14 protein-coding genes are annotated in these 23,775 nt (G+C 64.1%); 4 read left to right on the top strand and 10 right to left on the bottom strand.

Going from position 1 to position 23,775, the window contains the following annotated elements; translation table 11 throughout:
• From ACNQQL_RS10355 to ACNQQL_RS10345, 3 genes are all read right to left on the bottom strand, one after another.
• Complete coding sequence (locus ACNQQL_RS10355; RefSeq protein WP_347064051.1) at positions 1 to 8,442, bottom strand: hemagglutinin repeat-containing protein; 8,442 nt, start codon at positions 8,440 to 8,442, stop codon at positions 1 to 3.
• Positions 8,443 to 9,254: 812 nt separating this feature from the next.
• On the bottom strand, positions 9,255 to 10,847 hold the full coding sequence (locus tag ACNQQL_RS10350) for an ABC-F family ATPase (protein ID WP_347064050.1): 1,593 nt from the start codon (positions 10,845 to 10,847) through the stop codon (positions 9,255 to 9,257).
• 140 nt (positions 10,848 to 10,987) lie between these two features.
• Positions 10,988 to 13,267 carry an AsmA family protein gene (locus ACNQQL_RS10345; protein WP_347064049.1) on the bottom strand — a complete coding sequence of 760 codons (2,280 nt, stop codon included), beginning with the start codon at positions 13,265 to 13,267 and terminating at the stop codon, positions 10,988 to 10,990.
• 152 nt (positions 13,268 to 13,419) lie between these two features.
• Here ACNQQL_RS10345 and ACNQQL_RS10340 point away from each other — a divergent pair, with 152 nt between their 5' ends.
• A complete protein-coding gene (locus ACNQQL_RS10340; protein ID WP_347064048.1) occupies positions 13,420 to 14,121 on the top strand; it encodes an ABC transporter ATP-binding protein in 702 nt (233 codons plus the stop codon).
• Positions 14,118 to 14,921 (top strand): ABC transporter permease, encoded by an 804-nt coding sequence (locus tag ACNQQL_RS10335; protein WP_034181315.1) that lies wholly within the window; start codon positions 14,118 to 14,120, stop codon positions 14,919 to 14,921. Before ACNQQL_RS10340 ends, ACNQQL_RS10335 begins: the two co-directional genes overlap by 4 nt.
• Before the next feature lie 48 nt (positions 14,922 to 14,969).
• On the opposite strand, the gene ACNQQL_RS10330 is transcribed toward ACNQQL_RS10335, so the two are convergent.
• The 3 genes from ACNQQL_RS10330 to ACNQQL_RS10320 form a co-directional block, all read right to left on the bottom strand.
• A complete protein-coding gene (locus tag ACNQQL_RS10330; protein WP_347064047.1) occupies positions 14,970 to 15,443 on the bottom strand; it encodes a PliI family lysozyme inhibitor of I-type lysozyme in 474 nt (157 codons plus the stop codon).
• Between the two features lie 252 nt (positions 15,444 to 15,695).
• Positions 15,696 to 16,247, bottom strand: a complete 552-nt coding sequence (locus ACNQQL_RS10325) for a DUF6013 family protein (protein ID WP_204423469.1) — start codon at positions 16,245 to 16,247, stop codon at positions 15,696 to 15,698.
• A gap of 264 nt (positions 16,248 to 16,511) precedes the next feature.
• Complete coding sequence (locus ACNQQL_RS10320; RefSeq protein ID WP_347064046.1) at positions 16,512 to 17,528, bottom strand: zinc-binding alcohol dehydrogenase family protein; 1,017 nt, start codon at positions 17,526 to 17,528, stop codon at positions 16,512 to 16,514.
• Positions 17,529 to 17,651: 123 nt separating this feature from the next.
• Between ACNQQL_RS10320 and ACNQQL_RS10315 the strand changes: the two genes are divergently transcribed.
• On the top strand, positions 17,652 to 18,593 hold the full coding sequence (locus tag ACNQQL_RS10315; RefSeq protein WP_072441333.1) for a LysR family transcriptional regulator: 942 nt from the start codon (positions 17,652 to 17,654) through the stop codon (positions 18,591 to 18,593).
• Between the two features lie 202 nt (positions 18,594 to 18,795).
• Complete coding sequence (serB, locus tag ACNQQL_RS10310; RefSeq protein ID WP_347064045.1) at positions 18,796 to 19,641, top strand: phosphoserine phosphatase SerB; 846 nt, start codon at positions 18,796 to 18,798, stop codon at positions 19,639 to 19,641.
• 88 nt (positions 19,642 to 19,729) lie between these two features.
• On the opposite strand, the gene ACNQQL_RS10305 is transcribed toward serB, so the two are convergent.
• From ACNQQL_RS10305 to ACNQQL_RS10290, 4 genes are all read right to left on the bottom strand, one after another.
• Entirely contained in the window at positions 19,730 to 20,911 is a 1,182-nt protein-coding gene (locus ACNQQL_RS10305) for a cystathionine beta-lyase (protein ID WP_347064044.1), read from the bottom strand.
• A gap of 113 nt (positions 20,912 to 21,024) precedes the next feature.
• Complete coding sequence (locus ACNQQL_RS10300; protein WP_347064043.1) at positions 21,025 to 21,567, bottom strand: hypothetical protein; 543 nt, start codon at positions 21,565 to 21,567, stop codon at positions 21,025 to 21,027.
• 18 nt (positions 21,568 to 21,585) lie between these two features.
• Positions 21,586 to 22,776, bottom strand: a complete 1,191-nt coding sequence (gene bktB / locus ACNQQL_RS10295; RefSeq protein WP_347064042.1) for a beta-ketothiolase BktB — start codon at positions 22,774 to 22,776, stop codon at positions 21,586 to 21,588.
• Positions 22,777 to 22,845: 69 nt separating this feature from the next.
• Entirely contained in the window at positions 22,846 to 23,772 is a 927-nt protein-coding gene (locus tag ACNQQL_RS10290) for a sugar kinase (protein WP_347064041.1), read from the bottom strand.
• Between the last annotated feature and the right edge of the window lie 3 nt (positions 23,773 to 23,775).

Below are 23,775 nucleotides of genomic sequence, written 5' to 3'. Positions count from 1 at the left end.
TCATTTCCCATACTTGACCGTAATCACCTTACCTGCACTATTCGTAACCACCGATACGTTATTTGTAGAATCATAAAATACCGTCGTGCCCCCTCGGCTTGGCGTTGGCACACCGTTCTCGATTGTATTCTGGATAACTGAAGGCGTTAGACCTCGATCCTGCATTCTATCAAGCGCATGCCCTGCATAGTCTGTTCCATCAATATTAGCTGGTGTATTACGAGTTGGCTGATATGCTGGATTCTTCGGCTGATTGAATTGCTTGCCCTTGCCGCCCATGGGAAGGGATGCATCAGACTGGCCGCCACTCGACGCCTGTCCATTATTGTCGTCGCTGCCACTGTTCAGCGTCGTATTACCGGATGCGTACCCCGGCGTTCCCGGCACCGCGATAGCAGGCGTCGCTACACAGCCCCCATTGGGCGTACAAATCATCGTCGGCGGGGTGACTACAGCCCCACCCGTGGCAGGCGGCTTGCCGTTGTCGTTCGCCTGCACGAGCGGGTTCGCGTCCGCGTCCGGCTTCTGCCTCGAAGGCGCAGGTATCAGACTGTTCAGCGCATAATTCAGTGCCCCGAGCGGGTCTTTTGCCGTGGACAGGAGCGCGTCGCCCAGTCTGTCCAGGAATTCGCTTCCGGTGCCGCCCGTGCCCTTGTCGTTGCCCGTACTACGGTTATACAGGTCCGCATTCGATGCCGTAAAGGCCCCCGACGTACCACCGATAAGCGCACCACCTGCACCGGCCAGCACGTTCGACAGGATATTTCCTGCGAGCATCGAGCCCGTACCGTCTCCGACCGAATCAGCAAGGCTGTTCAGCTTGCCCGCAAGCGCCGACGATAAACCTGCACCTGCCGCGCCGGCAAGCGCGTTACCGCCTCCCAATCCAGCAAGGAGCGCGCCGCCCGCCGTGTGCATCAATACGCGATTGGAACCACCTTCCGCCCACGAGTCAGCTTCGGCTTGGTAAGCAGCTTGCGCCGTTGTATCACCTGCGGCCTTGGCTTTATTGGCAGCGTCTTGGGCGTCTTTTTTCTTCGCATCCGCATACGCGGCGATCCCTTGCGCAACAACCTGCCCCGCCGCCTGTCCGGCGTTCATCAGGTCCGATTGCTGCGACAGGATTTCGTTCACGTCCGGCGTTTTCGAAACGGTCCCGTTCGAATTCGACGTATCGCGGTTCAGGTTCGCTACGTCCTGCGTTTGACCGGCCGGATTCGTAATATTGATCGTGCCCGCGCTCACACCGCTACGCGTGGTTGCATTTTCGTTGCCGCTGTCCGACTGCGAAATCATCGGCGTCACACCACCCGAACCGCTCACCGATCCGGGACCAAGCGACTTACCCGTCGTGCCGACGCCAGCGCCCGCACTAAATCCGCTGCTGTCCGCGCTGTACGTCGAATGATTTTCGATATCGCTGTATGTGAGCGTACCGGTCGTCAGGCTATTTTTTGACGGATCGGCCGTGCTCGCAATGACCGCGCCTTTCAGGTCCGTATTTCCCTTCACGGTCACATCGAAACCGCCCGAGCCGGCCTGAATTCCAGCTTGTTCGCCCACGCCCGCGTAATTGCTGTTCGCGCTGCCGTGCTGTGAACTGAAGCTTGCCGACGCGCCACCCGCTGTGCTGACCGAAAATCCGCCGCCCGTGCTGCTTTGATGCGCAGCGCTACTCGTCACATCCTGCACACTCTGCACGTTCAGGTTGCCACCAACAGCAGCCGTCACCGATTTGCCCGCGACGTTTGAGCCGATGATATTTGTGTCGCCGCCCGAGACGATGGTCACAGAATTCGCGCCCGTCACGTGCGAATTGTTCTGAATCGCGGCGTCCGAATTCGCATCGCCATGCGCCTTCGACATTGACGCGGAAATTCCGTAGCCGTTGGTGCCGAACGATACGCCAACGCTCGCGCTTGACGAAGAATTCGAACTGCGCGTCGAATCCGTATCGGTCGTGTTCTGCAAATCGATCTGATTTTTCGCGGCCAGCAAAACGTCAGTACCTGACACGCTCGAGCCCGCTACCGTAATATTTCCGCTGCCCGGCGTATTGCTCCCGGTCGCAATCAGGGAAGTGGTACCTCTGGCCGTCACGCTTGACCCGCGCTGCGTGGCCTGATTTTCCGACGACTGGCTTTGACTGTGGCTCGATCCGACGCTCACCTGAACGCCGATGCTCGGTGCGCCCTGACCTGCTGCGCCAGTCGCCATTTTGTACGCGCCGTAACCGGCCATTGCCGCGTCGCCGCCCGCTGCGATGGCGTGCAAGGCAGTAGCCCGGCTGTCGCCGCTACCATTTTTGAGGGCTTGCGATTGGTCGTAGGCTCCGTTAATCGCATCACCGATGCTGCCCGACAACCCGAGCGTGACACCGCTCTTGCTTTGCTGCTGCGTGTGGCGTTGGCTCGATGTATCCGTCGCCGAATCGATCACGATATTCGATGCAGCGCCCGTCAGGTTCTTTCCGGCAACCAGATCGCTACCCGTCACGTGCAGGGTATTTCCAGCACTGACGCTCAGGTTGCCATTCAGTGAACCAACCGTGCTCGCGTTATTCGTGACGCTCGATGACTGATCCGTAGTCGCGAGTTTGCTACTGCCGAACGAAACCGTCAGGCCACCCGTCATGAGGCCCGATTCCTGTTTCTGGTAGTAGCTCGATGATTGCGTTGTATCTTGCGAGGTCTTGATATTCACATCGTGTGCCGCGTTCAGCGCTACGTCGTTCGTACCAACGATGGTGCTGCCGGTCACGTTAATATCTTTTCCGCTGACGATATTCACGCCATCGGCCGAAATCGTGCTGCCCTGACTGTAGGTCGCGGTCTGGTCGATTCCACTCGCGACCTTCGAACCGCTCACGACACCGCTGTGACTATGCGTTTCGTGCGAACTGTACTCGTGCGTCTCGGTCGCAGCACCTACATTCACGTCCCCGGCCGCGAGCAGATTTGCATTTCCCTTGTCGAGACTGATCGTGCTGCCGGACAGCGTAATGTCCTTACCTGACACGATATTCACCGTGTCGCCGCCCGTGAGCGTCGTGCCGGTCACATTTTCATTAACCGCATGCAAGGACGCTGCCGAGCTACGGCCGCTACTGCTACTCGAACTATTGCTATCGATGGTGGACGTTGCGCTCGCCGCACCAAGCGTCACGTTGCCCTTTACAGCCACGGTGCCACCTTGACCCAGATCGATTTGGGCGCCCTTGGCCGTCAGATCGCCGCCGACACCGATCTGCGACACGCCGCCGACTTTTACCGAACTGCCTACAGCCTGATTAACGTCCACGTCCGACACACCATTTGCGCGATGCACGACCTTGTGCTCGCCGGTCTGCTGCGTGCCAAGATTCCAGTCCCCGCCGACCTGCATCCCCAAATTTCCGCCGACGCTAAGGTCGCCCGCATTTTGTTGGAAATTCCCTCCGGTCGTGATCGACGCGTCGCCCGTCACATCGATTTTCGCCTGCGGCCCGAGCGTCGTCGTAACGCGAGTCGCGCCCGTGTCGCTGACCTGTTTGACGGTTTTCGTCGCGGTATCGAGAATCAGGTCTTTTCCGGCGTCCAGTTGCAAGCTGCCGGCCTTCACGTTCGCCGAGGTCAGATCGATATTGTTCGTGGTCTTCAGCGACATGAGGCCGCCGCTTTGCAACGCACCGAAGGCGTTATCGATCTGCTTGCCGTCCACCGATAGCGTATTTGCTGCTTTAATCGTGCCGCTGTTCGTGAACGACTGCGCGTTCTGCAAATCGATGTTGTTCGCCGAAATCAGCGGGCCATTCCAGTTTTCCTGACTCGCCTTCGCCAGATACACAACCGGGACCAGCACCGACTGCCCGTCCACGACTTCCGTCTGCATGATGACGACGTTGCTCGTCAATTGCGAAACCTGTTCAGGCGACAAGCCCATGCCGAGCGGCAAATTCAGCGATTTCGACAACGAGGCACCGGCAGCCATCAGCGCCTCATACATCGATTGCGTATCCGTGTACGGGCCAAGCACCGCTTTACCGGTCAACGAGGTGATTTCGTTGCGCACGAGTTGCTGCTCGTAGAAGCCATCGCCGAGCCGCTTCGGAATATGCGTCAGGTCAACGCCGATCTGCTCGAAAAAATAATCGCTCGATATGAAATTTTTCTGGTTCGTAAATGCCGGGTTCGTCTCGATGACGTACGGTGCATTCGGTGCCGTGGTCGGCTTGAACAGCCCACCCTGCGGAATGGTGAGATTATTCAGGACGTTGACCGCAGTCGCGCTCGCGATGATCGGATTGACCATCGGCGCGGTGCCGTGTACCGAGCCGGAATTAACTGGAAGCGACTGACCGGGCACGAGTCCAAGCGACGGAATCGACGCGTTGCCTGCGGTGTTGTTGATGCTCACGCCCGTGCCGGAAATCGTGCCGTTCGAGACGAGCGTCGATTGATAATCAGGCAGCTTGTACTGCCGCACGTCAGCGGGGCCGTTGCACCCTTTATCGCAAAAGGAATAGGTCCAGTTGTGCTCGCTATTATCGTAGTTGTTGTAGTGATACTGGCCCGAGTACGTGACCGTGACGCCCGGCGCTTGCTGGCCTGACGCCTTCCAACCGTCCGCGTCATAATTCGCCGGCATCTGAATTCCGTTGACCGCCGCGATGTTGCTCCAATAATTTTGCAGCGTCCCGGTCGTAGATGCGTCGATTTTTCCGCCCGACACGATTTGCCCAGCCGGGCTGATATCCTTGATGGTATTCGCGGTCGCTACGCCCTTATAGGTCGTGTACTGATAGACGCTATTCCACTGGCCTTCATGTGGCGGATCAATAAAAACACCGCCGATCTGATTTTCCAATTGCTGGATGACAGAAGGGTCAGCCTTTGCAAGATCAACCCCCGGAACCTGATACGCGCCGCTACATGCATCCATGTAAATCGCCACGCAACCGGACATGCTGATGCCTTGCGCCGCGAGCAACGCAGGATCGACGTTGTTCGTGTAGCCAGTCGTCGTCATCACGCGACGCGTGTTCGTCACCTGATCGGCGTGCAGCTCCATGTCGCCGCCCGACTGGATCAACGCGGAGACGTTATTGACACGCGCTGCATTCGTGTAACTCCCATTCGCATCCTTGCCGCCCGCGAGCACGACCTTGCCCATTCCGTAAATGGCTGTCTGCGCCATCGTATCGGTCGCCGTCGTATCGTCGCGATTTTCGATATCGTGCGCGAGGATTTCGAGCGTGCCGTTTTCATCCGATGCGCCAATCAGTGCAGTCGGGCCGACATTCGACAGGGTACTGTCCGCAACCAGCGAAGCACTGCCCCCGACCATCACGCCCGTATTGGTCAGCGTGTTCGAATGCGTTTTCAGCAGACTCCCGGCCGCGATTGCGCCGCTGTTCACAATATCGCCAGCGTTAATCGTCAGGTCGTTGACCGACTGCAAGCCTGAGCTATTCGTGAACGTTCCGGGCAAGGTGAACGCAAGATTATGGCCCGCGCTGAACTGGTAGGCCGGCGTGCTAGAAAAATCGCCCTGTAAAGTCAGCGACGCATCGTGAGCGGCGCTGTACGTGCCGCCACCGAGCAACGTAGTAGCCGATACGGACAGATCGCGCGATCCAACAATTTGCCCTCCCGCATTCGTAATCGCGCCGGTCGTTGCGATATCTACATCACCCTCGGCAACGTTACCGATTTTTCCACCGCTGTTATCGAGCGTATCGCCACGCACCTGAACATTTGTGCCGCTCAGTTGCGCGCCGCTCGTATTTATGATCGAAGAAGCTTGCGCGCTTACGTCACCGTTACCCGTGATCGTGCCCGCGCTGTTCATCAATTGAGTGCCGCCTTGCACCGACGTTGCGCCAGTTCCAAAATCCGCAATCAGGCCGCCCGCGTTCTGAATCGATGCCGCCTGAATATTCAGTGTGCTCGTGTCCGGGCGAGTGTCGGTGCCCGCTGCAATTTTCCCGTTCTGGTTGTCCAGCGCGCCGCCGCTCGTCAACGACATACCCGCTTGCGAGCGAATCAAGCCTTGTGCGTTCGCTAGATTGCCTGTGACGCTCGCGACGATGCCCTGACGTGCCGCAAACGAGCCTTGCGCATTGTTCCACGAGCCCGCCTGAATTACGGCCTGTCCATTGCTCACGACGGAGCCGCCGACATCGCTAAACCCACCTGCGCCGCTGCCCGGCTTCACGGTCAGCGTGCCCGTTCCTGCATGCAGGATCGTGCCGCCATCGTTCAGCAGCGTAGCCGGCGCGAGCGTCAGGTCGGTGCTGTTGGTTTGCAGCGTGCCGCCTTGCGAATTATCGAGCGTGTTCGAGACAGCGACATTCATTGCGCCGGTCCCGGTTTGCGTAATCGTGCCACCGTGGTTCGACAAATTCGTTGCCCCGAACGACAACTGGTTGGCCTGTATCGAACCCGCGTCGTTGTTCAGCGATGCTGCATTCACCGTTGCCGATTGTCCGGCCGCGATGCTGCCGGAATTATTCGTCAACTGCGCGCCAGCATTGATCACTGCATTTTGCGCAGCCGACAACGTACCGCTGCCGTTGTCGAGCGATTGCGAATCAACTTGCAGGTTCGTTTGTGCACTGACCGTGCCATGGTTCACGACGCTGCCGGATTGCACCGTCACACCGCCGTTGCCGCCGATGACGCCGCCTTGTGCGCCAAGTGAGGTCGTACCGGCCGCGTTCGTCAATTGCCCTGTCGTCGTGATCGACAGACCATCCGAATTCAATGACGTAACGCGACCGGCACTGTTGTCCAGCGAACTACCCGAAATATTCATTCCGGCCGCGCTCTGGATCGTGCCTTGATTATTCGCGATCGCGCCACCACGCACCTGCATCGCATTTTCGGAAACCAGCGTGCCGCCCTGATTCGAGATTGCGCCGTTCGACTGCACGCTCAGCGGACCTTGTGCCGAAACCTTGCCACCTTGGTTCGAAATGCTGCCCGCGGTGAGCGTTGTACCGCCTTGGCTCGACAGGCTACCGTGATCGTTGATCAATGCGCCTGCTGCGTTCGCATTGACTACGCCCTGCGCACTCGTCGTGGCGTTCGAGAGGTTCAAGTCGCCTGCGTTCGCATTCAGCGTGAGATTGCCGTTCGCGGCCGTTTCACTACCCGCCAGGTTGACGGCAGCGCCCGAAATCGACGCGCTACCGCCCGCGACGTTCTGCCCGGTCGCCGTCAATTGCCCCGTGCTCGACAGATTCAGGTCGCCACTCTTTCCGACAGAGCCGTCGTTATTTACGCCAGCGCCGAGCGCCCCGGTCGAATTGATACTCCCCGCATTGACCGTCGTATTCTGTTGCGCAGCGAGGGTGCCGCTGTTCGACAACGCGCCGCCCGTCGAGACATTGACGTTTTGCTGTGCGTACGTCGTGCCGGTGTTTTGAATACTGTTCGCGGTTGCGGTAAGGTTGCCGCTCGCCGTTGTCTTGCCCGTGAGTACAAGCTGGCCGTTGGATTGCAGCGTCAGATCACCTGCTTGCGCAGCGATCGTTCCGGCATTCGCGACCCCGACCCCGAACTCGTTGCTCACGAGAAACACGCGGTTCGCGTACATGCCGCCGAGTTGGCTCACGTCGATCGCGATAGCGGGTGCGGCACCATCGCCAGCAATCGGCGTTGCTGCAAGCGTGTCGTGGTTGACTTGGTTAGCCCCAGCGACCACGTTCAGATTTTTCGCGTAAATGGCAGCGTTGGCCTGTACGGCGCGAGAAATCAAGTCAACCTGATCCACGTTCGACGCATTAAGGCCAGAACCGCTTACGGAAATCAGGCCGCGCGATACATTGAATCCACCGAGCGACCCGTCTGCACCGTAATACGGCGTTCCCGTTGTGAGGACAGCTCTCGACGTATTGATGAACCCGCCGCCGTCGACCTGAATACCTGCGCTGTTCGACAGGATTACCTCGGCGCGATTGCCTCCCACCTCCACATAACCGCGAAGTTGCGACGGTGCGTTGCTGTTGACTTGGTTGACGATGATCCGCGCGGACTGGCCTGCCCCGAAATTCGGGTTGCCGTTGATCATCCCCGCCTGCTGCGTATTCACGATCGTCGGCGAGTTGTTCAGGATCGCGCCGGGTTTTTGTACATCGAACTGGTTGTACGTGTTGACCGAGACACCGGCGCCGGACGGTGCGGCAATATTCACTTGCGGGATGCCGTTCTGCGTCTGGATTACGTGCGTGCTTGTGCCCGGAGTCGGAACGATTTGCGCAAAGCTGAATACCGGTATGCCGAACAGCAACGCTGCTGCCATTGCGATCGGTTGCCACACGACGCGCAATCCCGGCACGTTCAGCGGCGCACTTACGCCCTGCGGATTTCCGGCCGCACGCGGCGCGTTGCCATTTTCCTGAACGACCATCATCGCGCCACGTGCGCGACTATACACAACCCGATAGCGGTTTTTATTCATTCTTCGTTCGACGCAAGTCGCGTCGCTGCTTCAATTTTTGACTGGAATCGACATCCGACTGAACCGGTTGTCGTTACGCGCAACCACGGCCGGTGCTGCGCAGGATTCGCAAAGGTCTACACACGGTTATGCTAAGCGCCCCAACATCAAAGCGCACACACAGTTGGTCTTCCGTGATCCTTCTGCGCGATCGTAGCAGACGCTGAGCGATCCACAGTGTCACAAATCGTTAGATTAGCGAGCGAGGACTGATTTTCCACTCTGAGAAGCGATGGATTTTTTTGATAAAACAGAATTAACATTTCTATATGATTTTTATAATGTTAATTCGAGATTATGGTTGGGCTACGCTCCAACAGATATCCAAGCGCGTGCACTACCTCGTCATAGCTATACGAACAAACAGGCTATTGCTGTTTTTATAGAAGCCCGTTGACATGACTTTCTATAGCTGAGGCAATCTCATTAAAGTCAGCCGCCTGACGTTTCTTCCGTGCATCGTTGCCCCGATAGCCGTTTTCTTCTAACGGATATTGGATAAGTAACAATACACGCCACGTGCTGCTATCAATTCTGTAAGAAAAAAACGAATTTGATACTAGCACCACCGCACGCAAACTGGCTAAGTGCGTATAAACAAGAAGGCCCACACCGGCAAACTGCCGATGTGGGCCTTTCGTGTTTCTGGCGATACGCGTTACGCGCCCCGTCTAGTGTCCTCTACGGAGCAACACTGCCGTTGTCCCAATGGGACAATTCCGTGGGGCTATTCGGGACGCATGAACGGTGGTCTTGGGACAAACTCAGGACAATTACTCCTGCCCCTGACTCGTCAGGAATTCCTCGTAGTTACCACCAAAGTCGAACAGCGTACCGTCCGTCCGCACTTCGATGATCCGGTTCGCCAGCCCGCTCACGAATTCGCGGTCGTGCGACACGAAGATCAGCGTGCCTTCGAACTGCTCGAGCGCGATCTGCAGCGACTCGATCGATTCCATGTCCATGTGGTTGGTCGGCTCGTCCATCAGCAGCACGTTGTGGCGGCCGAGCATCAGCTTGCCCCAGATCATGCGGCCCTTCTCGCCGCCCGACAGCACCTTCACCGACTTCTTGATGTCGTCCGACGAGAACAGCAGGCGGCCGAGCGTGCCGCGCACCATCGTTTCGTCGTCGCCGTCCTTGCGGTACTGGTCGATCCAGTCCATCAGCGTGATGTCGTTCGGGAACTCCTCGTACGTGTCCTGCGGCATGTAGCCGACATTCGCGTTCTCGGACCACTTCACCGTGCCGTGATCGAGCTCGAGCGCGCCGAGCAGCGAACGCAGCAGCGTCGTCTTGCCCGCGCCGTTCTCGCCGATGATCGCGATCCGCTCGCCCGGCTGCACCGACAGGTTGAAGTTCTGGAAGATCGTGCGCTCGTACTTCTTCGTGATGTCTTCGGCGACCACCGCGACATTGTGCAGCCTCTTCTCGAACTCGAAGCGGATGAACGGGTTCTGGCGCGACGACGGCTTGAATTCCTCGATCTTGATCTTGTCGATCTGCTTCGCGCGGCTCGTTGCCTGGCGGGCCTTCGACTTGTTCGCCGAGAAGCGGCGCACGAAGTCCTGCAGTTCGGCCACGCGCTCCTTCGCGCGCGCGTTCGCCGCGGCCTGACGCTCGCGCGCCTGTGCCGATGCGAGCATGTAGTCGTCGTAGTTGCCCGGCCAGACCTTCAGCGTGCCGTAGTCCATGTCGGCCATGTGCGTGCACACCGAGTTCAGGAAGTGACGATCGTGCGAGATGATGATCATCGTCGAGTTGTACTCGTTGAGCGTGTGCTCGAGCCAACGGATCGAGTTGATGTCGAGGTTGTTGGTCGGTTCGTCGAGCAGCAGCACGTCGGGCTTCGAGAACAGCGCCTGCGCGAGCAGCACGCGCAGCTTCCAGCCCGGCGCGACGTCGCTCATCGTGCCGTTGTGGAACTTCTCCTCGATGCCGATGCCGAGCAGCAGCGCGCCCGCGCGCGCCTCGGCGTCGTAGCCGCCGTATTCGGCGAACTTGCCCTCGAGCTCGGCCGCGTGCATGTAGTCGTCGTCGGTGGCTTCCGGGTTCGCGTAGATCGCGTCACGCTCGGTCATCGCGGCCCACATCTCGGTGTGGCCCATCATCACGACGTCGAGCACGCGCACGTCTTCGTACGCGAACTGGTCCTGGCGCAGCTTGCCGAGACGCACGTTCGGCTCCAGCGCGACGTTGCCGGCGCTCGGCTCGAGGTCGCTGCCGAGGATCTTCATGAAGGTCGACTTGCCACAGCCGTTCGCGCCGATCAGACCATAGCGGTTGCCCTCGCCGAATTTGACCGAGATATTCTCGAACAAGGGCTTCGGCCCGAATTGCATCGTGATGTTGGCAGTAGAAAGCACGGCAGGTCCCGTAAGAGAGAAATCGACGGAAAACCGTGTATTTTAGCAGGTGTCGGAGAAACTGCCGACCGCACTGTTCCGGCCCCGCCAGCCGGGCCGCCACGTGCGGCGCCGGCGCCCGCGTCCGCATCAGGCCAATGTTACTTGCCGGCCTTCGCCGCCTCCTTCTGCGCTGCCTTCTCCTTCATCTGCCCGAACAGCTGCGAGCACGGCACGTCCTTGTTGTTGCTCGGCGCGATCAACGGAATCAGCGCCGCGAACGGGTTGATCAGGCCGAGCCCGATCATCGCGCCGGCACGCAGCGCGAGCGCACCCGCATCGACGCCGACGTCCGGGTTCTTGAACGTGCCCTTCGCGTACAGCGGCGAGCGCAGCGAGAAGATCCGGAAACCCTTCGTGTGCGGATGGATCTTCAGGTCGAGCGTTTCGTCGCGCAGGCTGATCGGGCCGTCGACATTGATCAGCGCGTCGTCGGTATCGAGCGCGAACACCTTCGGGTCGAGGATCCCGTTGGTCGCGACGAAGTCGATCGCCGCGCAATTGATGTTCACGTCGCGATTGCCGAACAGCTTCTCGTAGACGACGTTCGCGACGTTCAGCCCCGCGGCTTCCATCAGCAGGCGGCTGATACGGCCGTCGGTGATGAGCGCCCTCACTTCGCCGGTCGACGTCGCAGCCAGCGCGGCCGGCGAGTTGCCGGTCGCCGACAGCGACGCGTCGCCGTTGATCTCGCCGAGCGCCGACTGCATCACCTTCTGCGTCGGGAACAGCTGCTTGAGCTTCAGGTGCCGCGCGGCCACCGTGAAGCGGCCCTTCAGCGGCGCGCCGCTGCCGTCGAGATGCGCGGTCGTCGCGAGCGTGCCGCCCGCGACGCCGAACTGCAGCGGTTCGAGCGACAGCACGCCGTCCTGCATCACGATGTGCGTGTACAGGTTGGTGATCGGCAGGTTTGCGCTCTTGATCAGCTTGCGGCCGGTGAACTTCACGTCCGCGTCGAGCGCGCGCCAGCGGTCGGTACGGAACGTCTCGACCGGCAGCACGCGGCCCGGCGGCTGGCGCGTCGTGTCGCCGCGCTTGGCCTTGCTCGCGGCCGTGTCCGCGCCGATCACCGGCGCGAGATCGGAGAACTGCAGCAGGTTCGACACGAGTTCGCCCGACAGCTTCGGTCGCGGCTCGCGCTGCTCGTACAACAGCGTGCCGCCGAGATCGCTGCCGCCGACGCGGCCGTTGAAGTTCTCGTAGCGGAACGTGCTCGCGCGCCGCTTGAAGTTGCCGATCAGCCGCCCCTCGGTCGCATAAGGCGGCGTGTCGGGCAGCGTGATGCCGGTGAGCTGATAGAGGTGCGACATCGACGTACCCTGCAGCCACAGGCGCAGGTCGAGCGCCGCGAGATTCCGCGGGTCGGTCAGCGTGCCGACGATCGCGAGCCGCGTGTCGCCGGCCTTCACGTCGGCCTGCAGCGGGAACGGCCGCGACGTGTCCTCGACCGCGAGCACGCCGCCGAGCTTGCCGGTGCCGCTGATCGGCACGTTCTTGTAGCGGCCGTCGACCTTCAGCCCGAACGCATAGGTCGGGCCGGACGGCTTCGCGGGTGCCGCGGTACCGCTTGCACCGGATGCGGCGGACGCACCGGACGCGGGAGCTGCCGACGACGCAGGCGCAACCGCAGACGCTGCCGCAACCGCCATGGACGACGACGCCCCCGCAGCCTGCGCCGCCGACGCGCTCGACGCGGCTTCCGCGTTCGCCTTCGCGCTCAGTTGCGCGGCGCCGTGCTTGCCGACACGCTGCGCGGACGCCGCGCGCGACGTCTGCTCCTGTTCCTTCAGCACGTCGCCGAGCGGAATCGGCTGCCCGAGCGTATCGATCGCGACGCTCAGGTCGGCCTTCGTGATCGCGTCGCGATACGTGACGGTGCCCTTCGCGAAGCCAAAGCTGTCGAGCCGTACCTTCCACGGCGACGGCTGCGCCGATTGCTTGAACTGGAAGGTCCACGTGTTGCGGCCGTCGGCGAGCCGCTCGAGGTCGACGGCGGGATTCACGACGTCGATCGACGGAATGACGATTTCATGCGCGAGCAACGGCAGGATCGCGAGATCGAAGTGCGCGGCATCGAGCGTGACGAATTTGGGCGCCTTCGCCCAGTCTGGGTTGCCGATCTCGAGCTGCGTGGCCGAAAAGCTCGGCCAGGGCACCCAGGCGCGCCAGCCGGTCTCGCCGTCGGGGCGACGCCAGCCGACCTTCAGGTCGCCGTTGATCGCGAACGGGCGGCCGAGCGCGGCACTCACCTGCTCGTTGACCCACGGTTTCGCGCGGTTCCAGTCGAATGTGAAGAGAAAGACGCCGGCCGCCGCGATGAGCACCGCGACGATACCGACGATCCATGCAGCCGATTTGCCGATGGCTCGGGTTAGCGTCATGGCGGTTCCGTTGTTGTTCTGACATGTTGCCGCACCATGCCGGGCCGCTTGCGTGGACGAACGGCGCACGACACGCGCGGCTTTTCAATCGGTATTATGACGCACGGCACGGCGACCTTTCGGCGCCATTAACGCTTTTTTTCATTTGTGACATGACAGCCCCCACCGGCCTCATCGAGGCGCAGCGCATCACGCGGCGCGACGCCAGCAGCGGCAAGACCCTGCTCGCCCCGACCGATTTCAGCCTCGCAGCGGGATCGCGAATTGCTGTCACGGGACCGTCCGGGTCGGGCAAGAGCGTGCTGCTGCGCGCGCTCGCGCTGCTCGATCCGCTCGACGGCGGCCACATCCTGTGGCGCGGCCGCCGGATCCGGCGCAGCGCGATCCCGCGCTACCGGCGCAGCGTCGCATATGTGCGCCAGCGCCCCGCGCAGATGGACGGCACCGTCGAATCGCAACTGCGCTATCCGTATTCGCTGGCGATCTATCGCGACGTCGCGTTCGATCGCGCGCGCGCCGAAGCGCTCGCCGCACGTGCCGGCCGCGGCCCCGACTTTCTCGACAAGCGCGCGAGCGACCTGTCGGGCGGCGAAGCGCAGATCGCCGCGCTGCTGCGCGTACTGCAGCTCGACCCCGACGTGCTGCTGCTCGACGAGCCGACCTCCGCGCTCGATCCCGAATCGGCGCGTGCGATCGAAGCGCTCGTCGGTGCGTGGTTCGACGCGGCGCCCGACGTTCGCGCGTATATGTGGATCTCGCACGATCCGGCCCAGGCCGCGCGGATCGGCACGACGCGACTCGTGATGCAGGCCGGCGTGCTGCACGCTGCAAACCAGATGGAGGCTGCGCGATGAGCCCGGCACTGCAGGACCTGAGCCTCGTCGACGTCGGCATCGCCGCCGCGCTCGTCGCAATCAACGGCGCGATCTCGGCGGCGCTGTCGCTCGGCCTCGGCCGCAAGCTCGCGCTCGCGGCCGTGCGCACCGTCGTGCAGTTGCTCGCGATCGGCTATGTGCTCGGCTGGGTGTTCGGCCATCCGCACTGGTATGTCGTGCTGCCGCTCACCGCGCTGATGACACTGATCGCCGGTTTCGCCGGCGCGGGGCGCGGCAAGCGCACGTACCGCGGCCAGCGCATCGACAGCATCGCGTCGATCTGGTTCAGCAGCTGGTTCGTCGCGGCGGTCGGCCTGTTCGTCGTGATCCGCATCCATCCGTGGTACGCGCCGCAATACGCGATTCCGATCCTCGGGATGATTCTCGGCAATACGCTGACGGGCGTGTCGCTCGGCGTCGAGCGGATGATGGAAGAGCTCACCGCACGCCGCGACCGCGTCGAGACCGCGCTCGCGCTCGGCGCGACGCGCTGGGAAGCCGCGCAGGACGCCGCGCGCCAGGCCGTGCGCGCGGGCATGCTGCCGACGCTGAACCAGATGGCCGTCGTCGGCGTCGTGAGCCTGCCGGGGATGATGACGGGCCAGGTGCTGGCCGGCCAGTCGCCGCTGCAGGCCGTGCGCTACCAGATCGTGATCATGTTCCTGATCGCCGCGGCGTCCGCGCTCGGCACCGTCGGCGCGGTGCTGATGACCTATCGCCGGCTGTTCTCGGCCGATCACCGCTTTCTCGCAGCGCGGCTCGAAGAGCGTGCGCACTGACACGCGGCGGCGCCGCGCGATGCGTTCGCGCGCTGCGCGATCAGCGCGTCAGCGCGCGGCGCGGCGCTTGCCGATCGCCTGCCGCAACGCGGCCGCGATGTCCGCGTCGGGCGCGAGCCCGTCGACCGACGCGACGAGCCGCACCGCACGCGGTGTCGTCACATAGGCCTGCGCACCGACATAACCGCCGCTGCCGGCCGAGCGCGTCGTCACGACGAGCGCCTGCGGCGCGCGTGCGCCGAGGTCGGCCGTGAACGCATCGGTGACCGTGCCATCGCGCGCATGCAGCGCCCCCGTCACGTAGTCGTCCGTATCGAAGCCGGGTGCGGCATGCACGGTCGAATACACGCGCACCGCATAGCTGCCGGTCGAGCACGGTTCGAGTGCACCGCTCGACACGACCGCCACCTGCTGCCGCGCCGGCAGCTCGACCTTCTTCACGAAACTGCAATCGTCGGCCGCCTGCGCGTGCGCGGAGACGAACGCTGCGGCCGACAGCAGCATGCACATTCGGAATTTCATCGGGATATCGTTACAGGAAGGTGATGATGTGGCGGAGCATAACGTGACATCCGCATGACGTCACGCAGGTTGGCACGCTGAGCGGACGCGCGGCAAACAGTTGCAATGCCGTTGCCGCGGCAACATAGCGCGAAGCAGGTCGCGGGAAAGCATCGTGACGGCGACACGAAACGTTCACGTGCCGCCCTGCCCGTCCCGCCAGTCGAATCCGTTGCGCGCGCACCGGACGAAACGCCGGCCCGCGCGCGCTGCTCACCGCTTGATCGACACCGTCACCTTCGTGCCGTCGCTCATCGTCACGGACTTCGAACCGCCGTTGGTCGGAATCGACACCCACTTCACCTGGCTCACCGACACGACGTCCGGGCACTGCAGCGACTTGCCGCCGGCCGTCACGGTGCGCGTGCCCTTCGGCGCGGCCGCCTGGAAGCTCATCTGCACGTTCGCGGTCCCCTTCGCATCGACCGACGGCGCCAGCCGCACCTGGGTCTGGCGCACCATCGCGCCGTTCGCGTCGCGCGGCAGGTTGTCCGCGTTCGGGCAGCCGTCCGGCAACGCGACCGCGCCGCTCGGCGGCACCGACTTCCAGTTGAAGTCGTCCGTTTCGCCCGAGCGGATCTTGCGGGTCTCCTGCGTATTGCCGAAGGTCTTCGAGTCGACCTTGACGGTGTATTCGAGCTGTCCCGTACCGCCGCCCTTCAGGCTGCCCTTGACCGGCGGCGCCGCGAATACGCTCGCGCTGACGCACGCCGCCGCGAACACGGCCGACCACGATGCGGCGACTGACAAGCTGCGTTGGCTCATGCTGACCTCCTTGTAATGCGGCGGCACGCGCGTGCCGCGCGGTTTTCGATGCATGATGCGTTGCCAGTCTACCGCCAAGCGGCATGCAATGCGCCGCAAACGCATCGGGTGTTACCCCGCTTGCGTTCGCGGCGTTGCAACCTTACGCGCGATGCCGGCTCTCGAGAAAACACCGGGCCACCGCAGGCTTTCCGCCCCGAAGGAAGTCACAGTGGTGGATGCCTCCTCGAAGGGCCTCGCACGACGCGACAGGTTTGCAGGCGCTCAGAAGCCGCTCAGCACGAGCTTGCCGATCGTGCGCCCTGCTTCGAGCAACTGGTGCGCGCGCCGCACGTTCGCCGCATTGATCGCGCCGAGCTGTTCGCCGAGCGTCGTGCGCAACGCGCCGCCGTCGACGAGCCGAGCGACTTCGCCGAGGATCCGGTGCTGCTCGATCATGTCCGGCGTCTCGAACATCGCGCGCGTGAACATGAACTCCCAGTGAAACGCGGCGCTCTTCGCCTTCAGCAGTTCGACCGGCACCGGCTTCCCGTTCTCGACGATCGTGCAAATGCCGCCCTGCGGCCGGATTACTTCCGCCGCGGCGGGGAAATGGCGGTCCGTGTCGTTGAAGATCAGCACGTAGTCGACATTCGGATGCCCGGCTTCGCGCAACTGTGCAGGCAGGTCGCCGAAATGGTCGACCACAGCATCCGCGCCGAGCGAGCGCACCCATTCGGCCGACGCCGGCCGCGACGCGGTCGCGATCACGTGCAGCTTGCCGAGCGCCTTCGCGAGCTGGATCGCGATCGAGCCCACGCCGCCCGCGCCGCCGATGATCAGCACCGACTTGCCAGCGTCCGCGCCCTGCGGCGACACGCGCAGCCGGTCGAACAGCGCTTCCCACGCGGTCAGCGCAGTGAGCGGCAACGCGGCCGCGGCGGCAAAGTCGAGCGTGCGAGGCTTCAGCGCGGCGATCCGCTCGTCGACCGCATGGAATTCGCTGTTCGCGCCGGGCCGCGTGATGCTGCCCGCGTAGAACACTTCGTCGCCCGGCCGGAACAGCGTGACGTCCGCGCCGACCGCGACGACCGTACCGGCGGCATCCCAGCCGAGCACGCGCGGCGTGTCCTCGACCTGCGGCTTCGGCGCGCGCACCTTGGTGTCCACCGGGTTCACGGAAATCGACTCGACCTTCACGAGCAGGTCGCGCGGGCCCGGCACGGGCTGCGGCAGCTCCACGTCGAGCAAGGCCTGCGGGTCGTCGATCGGCAGATAGCGGGTCAGTCCAACGGCTTTCATCACGAAACTCCTTTCAGGGAAACGGGCGGGCCGCGGCGCAGCCCCATGAACGTCATCGTAGGCAACCCGATCATTCGAGAAAACCGCTATATTTCCTGAAACATTTTCAGGAATTTCAGAATAATGGCGTCCGATCCGATTCCCGCACCCGACAAGCCGCTCGACCTGCTCGACGTCGCGCTGTTCGTGCGCGCGGCGCTGCTCGCGAACGTCACCGCGGCCGGGCGCGAATTCGGCGTGTCGGCCGCGGTCGCGAGCGCGCGCATCGCGCAGCTCGAGCGCCAGCTCGGCGCGCGGCTGCTGCACCGCACCACGCGCCGCATCAGCCTCACGCAGGACGGTGAGGTCTTCATGGCGCGCGCCGACGCGCTGCTGTCGGCCGCCGACGCCGCGCGCGCGTCGGTCGGCCGCGGCCGCAGCGAGCCGTACGGGCGGCTGAAGGTATCGATGTCGTCGTCGTTCGGCCGCCAGCATGTCGCGCCGGTGATTCCCGCGTTCCTGCGCCGCTATCCGTCGGTGTCGCTCGACCTGCGGCTGTCCGACGAGATCGTCGATCTCGTCGACGACGGCTACGACGTCGCGATCCGCCTCGGCGCGCTGAAGGATTCGACGCTCGTCGCGCGCAAGCTCGCGGTGAACCGCCGCGTGCTGTGCTGCTCGCCCGCGTATCTCGCCGAACGCGGCACGCCGCGCCATCCGGCCGACCTCGCGCAGCACGAGTGCGTGATCCTCGGCAACCAGCGCGACTGGTCGTTCGCGACGCCGCAAGGCCCGCTGACCGTGCGGGTCGCCGGCCGGCTCGTCGCCAGCAACGGCGAGGCGATCCGTGAAGCGCTCGTCGACGGCTTCGGGATCGCGATCAAGTCGACCTGGGACGTCGGCCCGCTGCTCGCGAGCGGCGCGCTCGTCACGGTGCTCGACGACTATCCGTTCGCCGACGACGTCGCGATCTGGGCCGTCTATCCGAGCCGCGCACACGTGCCGCTGAAGACGCTCGCGCTCATCTCCTTTCTGGCCGAACATTTCGGCGATCCGCCGTACTGGGATCGCGTGGACGGGCAATAAGCGTTGACGTTCGGCCCGCGCGGCGGGCGTGCCGTTGCGAGTCCGGCCTCAGGATTCGTACCTGCCGCGATCGCCCGGCCCGGCCAACCGGCTACAATGGCGCGTTCGCGACGCCATGGCCCGCAGCCGAACGGGGCCCGCGTCCGCAGGCGGCCGTCCGTTGGCCGCGCATGCATTTCATTCGCCTCGCAACCATCCCGCCATGACCCACAACCTCGTCATCCAGAGTCTTGCGCCGCTGTCGGACGCCCATCACAAACCGCTGCTCGCGCTGTCGCGCGGCACCCGCATCGTGCAGACCGACGATCACGCGCTGCGCATCGAAAACGCGAACCCGGCGCAGCGCCTCGACATCGACGCGTACTGCGGCACGCACGCGCTCGACTTCGCATTCGTCGAGGCAGGCCGCACGCTCGGCGATTTCGGGCTCGTCGTGATGGACATGGATTCGACGCTGATCACGATCGAATGCATCGACGAGATCGCCGATTTCTGCGGGCTCAAGACTCAGGTCGCCGAGATCACCGAAGCGTCGATGCGCGGCGAGATCCGCGACTTCAACGAAAGCCTCACGCGCCGCGTCGCGCTGCTGGCCGGGCTCGATGCGCAGGCGCTCGAGCGCGTATACGAGGAACGGCTGCAACTGTCGCCGGGCGCCGAGACGATGCTTGCCGGCGTGAAGGCCGCCGGCATGAAGACACTGCTCGTGTCGGGCGGCTTCACGTTCTTCACCGAGCGGCTGAAGGCACGCCTCGGCCTCGACTACGCGCATGCGAACACGCTCGAGATCGTCGACGGCAAGCTGACCGGCAAGGTGCTCGGCGAGATCGTCAACGCCGACGTGAAGGCGCGCCTGCTGCGCGACACGTGCGCATCGCTCGGCCTCGAGCCGAACCGCGCGATCGCGATGGGCGACGGGTCGAACGACCTGAAGATGATGGGCGAAGCCGGGCTGTCGGTCGCGTTCCACGCGAAGCCCGTCGTGCGCGACGCGGCGACGGTCGCGTTCGATCACGTCGGCCTCGACGGGCTGCTGCGGCTGTTCTGATCCCGCGCGACCTCGAATGAAAAACGCCGGCGCGATCTTGCATCGCGCCGGCGTTTCGTTTTTTCCGCGGGGCGTTATCGGCCTGCGATCAGCCGAGTACGGCCAGCATCGCGCGTTCGATATCCGCGCGCAGGTCGGCTTCGTCCTCGAGACCGACATAGAAACGCACCAGCGTGCCGCGGTGCGGCCAGTCCGGGCGCATCGACGCGACGTCGTAAGGCATCGCGAGGCTGCACGCGCCGCCCCAGCTCCAGCCGATCGCGAACAGTTCGAGCGACTCGACGAAGCGGTCGACCTGCTCGGCGCTGTAGCGCTCGTCGAACACCACCGAGAACAGCCCGCCCGCGCCCGTGAAGTCGCGCACGAACGACGCGTGCCCCGGGCAGTCCGCAATTTGCGGGTGCAGCACCGACGCGATCTCCGGCCGCGTCTTCAGCCATTGCGCGAGCGCGAGCGCGCTCTTGCTGTGCGCGTCGAAACGCACCTGCATGCTCGGCAGGCTGCGCAGCACGAGCGAACAATCGTCGACCGACACGCCGATCCCGCAGCGCATCCGCGCGAGCTTCAGCTTCGCGTGCAGTTCGGCGTCCGCGGTGATCGTCGCGCCCATCAGCACATCGCTGCCGCCCGACTGATACTTGGTCAGCGCCTGCACCGAGATGTCGACGCCGTGCTCGAACGGCTTGAATGCGAGCCCGGCCGAATAGGTGTTGTCGATCGCGGTGACGATGCCGCGCGCCTTCGCGGCCGCCGCGATCGCCTGCACGTCGGGCACTTCCATCGTCACCGAGCCGGGTGCCTCGATCCAGATCAGCCGCGTGTTCGGCTGGATCAGCTCGGCGATGCCCGCGCCGACGAGCGGATCGTAGAAGCGCACGGCGATGCCGAAATCCTTCGCGAGCCAGTTGCCGAAATCGGCGTTCGGCCCATACACGTTGTGCGGAATCAGCACGTCGTCGCCGGCTTTCATGATCCCGAAGTAGACGTTCATGATCGCCGCGAGGCCCGACGGCTGCAGCAGCGCGTGCGTGCCGCCCTCGATCTCGGCGAGCCGCTGCGCGAGCGCGAGCGACGTCGGCGTCGCATGCAGCCCGTAGCGCCACTGGTTGTCGTTGTGCCAGACGAGCGCGCGCATCGTCGCGAGATCGGGGAACACGACCGTCGATGCGCGTGCGACCGGCGGCACGAACGAACGGAAGCCTTCCGGAATGACGTCGTCGGGTTGAACGATGCGGGTTTGCAGCGCGCGCTTGGGAGTGGATGCAGTCATGACAGGAAGCCGGGCACAAGGCCGTTCGGTTGCGGAATATGTCGCTAGATTAGCCAAAATCGGCGCATTTGGCCCGGTACAATGCGCGCCGCGCACGCCGAGCCAGCGCGGGCTCAGTCGTCGGTGCGCAGATTGACGACCGAGCCCACCGTCTCGATTTCCTGCACGTGGCCGTCGCGCACCTGCAGCGCCGCGCGCTTGCCCGGCGCCAGGCGCAGCACGACGGGCTGCGGGTCCGATTCGTCCGAATTCATCCGGTCGGCCTTCAGGTCGCCCGTCGCGTCGAAGCGGCCGATCCATACGCCGGAGATGTTCGTGCCGTCGTTCGATTCCTCGATCTCGAGCGTATCGCCATCGCGATCGCCCGCGAGCAGGACCACCTCGCCCGTATCGGCGAACTGGTATTCGCCGTGCACGCCTTCCTCGTCCGTCTTCGGGCCGAGATGCACGACGATCGGCCGGTCGCCGAGCGTGCCTTCGTAGCGAGGCAGCCGGGCGAATTCGGGATTCGGCCGCAGCGGCCGCGCGGGTGCCGCCTCATCCTGTTGCGCGCCCGGCGCGACGGCCTGCGCCGCGACCGCGCCCGGCAGCGCGATGCCCGCCGCCAGCGCACATGCGACGACAAGCGCCCGTTGCCATTCCGAATATCGACCCACCTTGAGTTGCTCCTTGCTTCAGATTCGCTCGAAAATCGCGGCGATGCCCTGCCCGCCGCCGATGCACATCGTCACGAGCGCGTATCGGCCACCGATGCGCTGCAACTCGTACAGCGCCTTGACGGTGATCAGCGCACCCGTCGCGCCGATCGGGTGGCCGAGCGAAATGCCGGACCCGTTCGGATTCACCTTTGCCGGATCGAGACCCAGCTCCTTCGTCACCGCGCATGCCTGCGCGGCGAATGCCTCGTTCGCCTCGATCACGTCGAGATCGGCGACCGTCAGCCCCGCGCGCTCGAGCACCTTTTGCGTGGCCGGCACGGGACCGATCCCCATGTAGGCCGGATCGACGCCCGCATGCGCATACGCGACGAGGCGCGCGAGCGGCTTGGCGCCGCGCTTCTCGGCAACGCTGCGCTCCATCAGCAGCACCGCGGCGGCCGCGTCGTTGATGCCCGACGCGTTGCCGGCCGTCACCGTGCCGTTCTCCTTCACGAACGCGGGCCGCAGCTTCGAGAAGTCGTCCAGGCTCGCGTCGTGGCGCACGTGCTCGTCGCGATCGAACACGACCGGCGTGCCCTTCTTCGAGCCGATCAGTTCGACCGGCAGGATCTGATCCTTGAAGTAGCCGGACTTCGCCGCATGCGACGCGCGGCGGTGCGATTCGAGCGCGAGCGCGTCCTGCGCGTCGCGTGAAATGCCGTACTTCGCGGCGACGTTCTCGGCCGTCACGCCCATGTGGATCGTCTGGAACGGATCGTTCAGCGCGCCGACCATCATGTCGACCGCGCGCATGTCGCCCATGCGCTGCCCGAAGCGCGCGGCCGGGATCGCATACGGCGCGCGGCTCATGTTCTCCGCGCCGCCCGCGATCGCGATGTCCGCATCGCCAAGCAGCACGCCCTGCGCCGCCGACACGATCGCCTGCATCCCGGAGCCGCACAGCCGGTTGACCGTGAGCGCCGGCGCATGCTGCGCGACGCCGCCGTTGATCGCGGCAACGCGTGCGAGGTACATATCTTTCGGCTCCGTGTGCACCACGTTGCCGAACACCACGTGGCCGACCTCGTCGCCCGACACCTGCGCACGCTGCAACACTTCGCGCACGACTTGTGCGCCGAGCTCGGTCGGCGCGATGTCTTTCAGGCTGCCGCCGAAATCGCCGATCGCGGTACGTACGCCGCTCACCACCACCACTTCGCGTTGCATATTGCCTCCTCATCCTTCTGTTCGAATGAATCGATCGTGCGGGGCCGTGGCCGGCGTGCGCGTGCCGCGTCAGCCTTGCATCAGGCGCTCCACCGCATCGCGGTGCGGAATCGGCGCGACCGCGCCGTAGCCCGTCGTCGACAGCGCCGCCGCCGCGTTCGCATAGCGCGCCGCCGCGAACGGATCGTCGCCCGCGACGATCCGCGCGACGAAGGCGCCGCCGAAGCAGTCGCCCGCGCCCGTCGCGTCCACGGCCTCGACCGCGAAGCCCGGCACGACGCGCCGCTCGTTCGGCGTCGCGACATACGCGCCGTCCTTGCCGAGCTTCAACGCGACCACCTGCGGCCCGTGTTCGAGCATCGCATCGACGATCGCGTCGCGATCGTTCGCGCCCGTGAGCGCGGTGACGTCGTCCCAGCTCGGCAGGCAGATGTCCGTCTGGCGAAGCGCCTCGCGCATCACCGCGCGGGCGCGCGGCAGCGGCCACAGCTTCAGGCGCAGGTTCGTGTCGAAGCTGACCTTCGCGCCGTTGCGGCGCGCATGGTCGATCCCCGCGAACGCGGCGTCGCACGCGGCCGTGCTGATCGCGAGGCTGATGCCCGACAGGTGCACGGCCTTTGCAGCCGCCAGCGCGTCGAGCGGCAGGTTGCCCGCCGCATAGCGGCTCGCCGCGGAGCCCGCGCGCAGATAGTCGAACTGGTGACCGTCGGCGCCGTGCGTGACGAAATACACACCGGTCGGCGCCGTGCGGTCGATCCGCACGTACGTCGTATCGACGCGCTCGGCGCGCCACATGTCGGCCAGCATGCGGCCGAACGGATCATCGCCGATCGCCGACACGAAGCCCGTCGACGCGCCCTGGCGCGCCGCCGCGATGCAGAAGTTCGACGTGTCGCCGCCGAAGCCCTGCAGGAATTCCGGACGGCCCGGCTGCGACTGGTTGAATTCGATCATCGCCTCGCCGAGCGCGAGGATCTCCGGAAATGCGACGGTCATCGC

The sequence above is a fragment of the Burkholderia sp. LFS061 genome (assembly GCF_047978125.1).
GTDB lineage: Bacteria > Pseudomonadota > Gammaproteobacteria > Burkholderiales > Burkholderiaceae > Burkholderia > Burkholderia pyrrocinia_C.
This window is presented reverse-complemented; position numbering and strand designations above follow the sequence as displayed.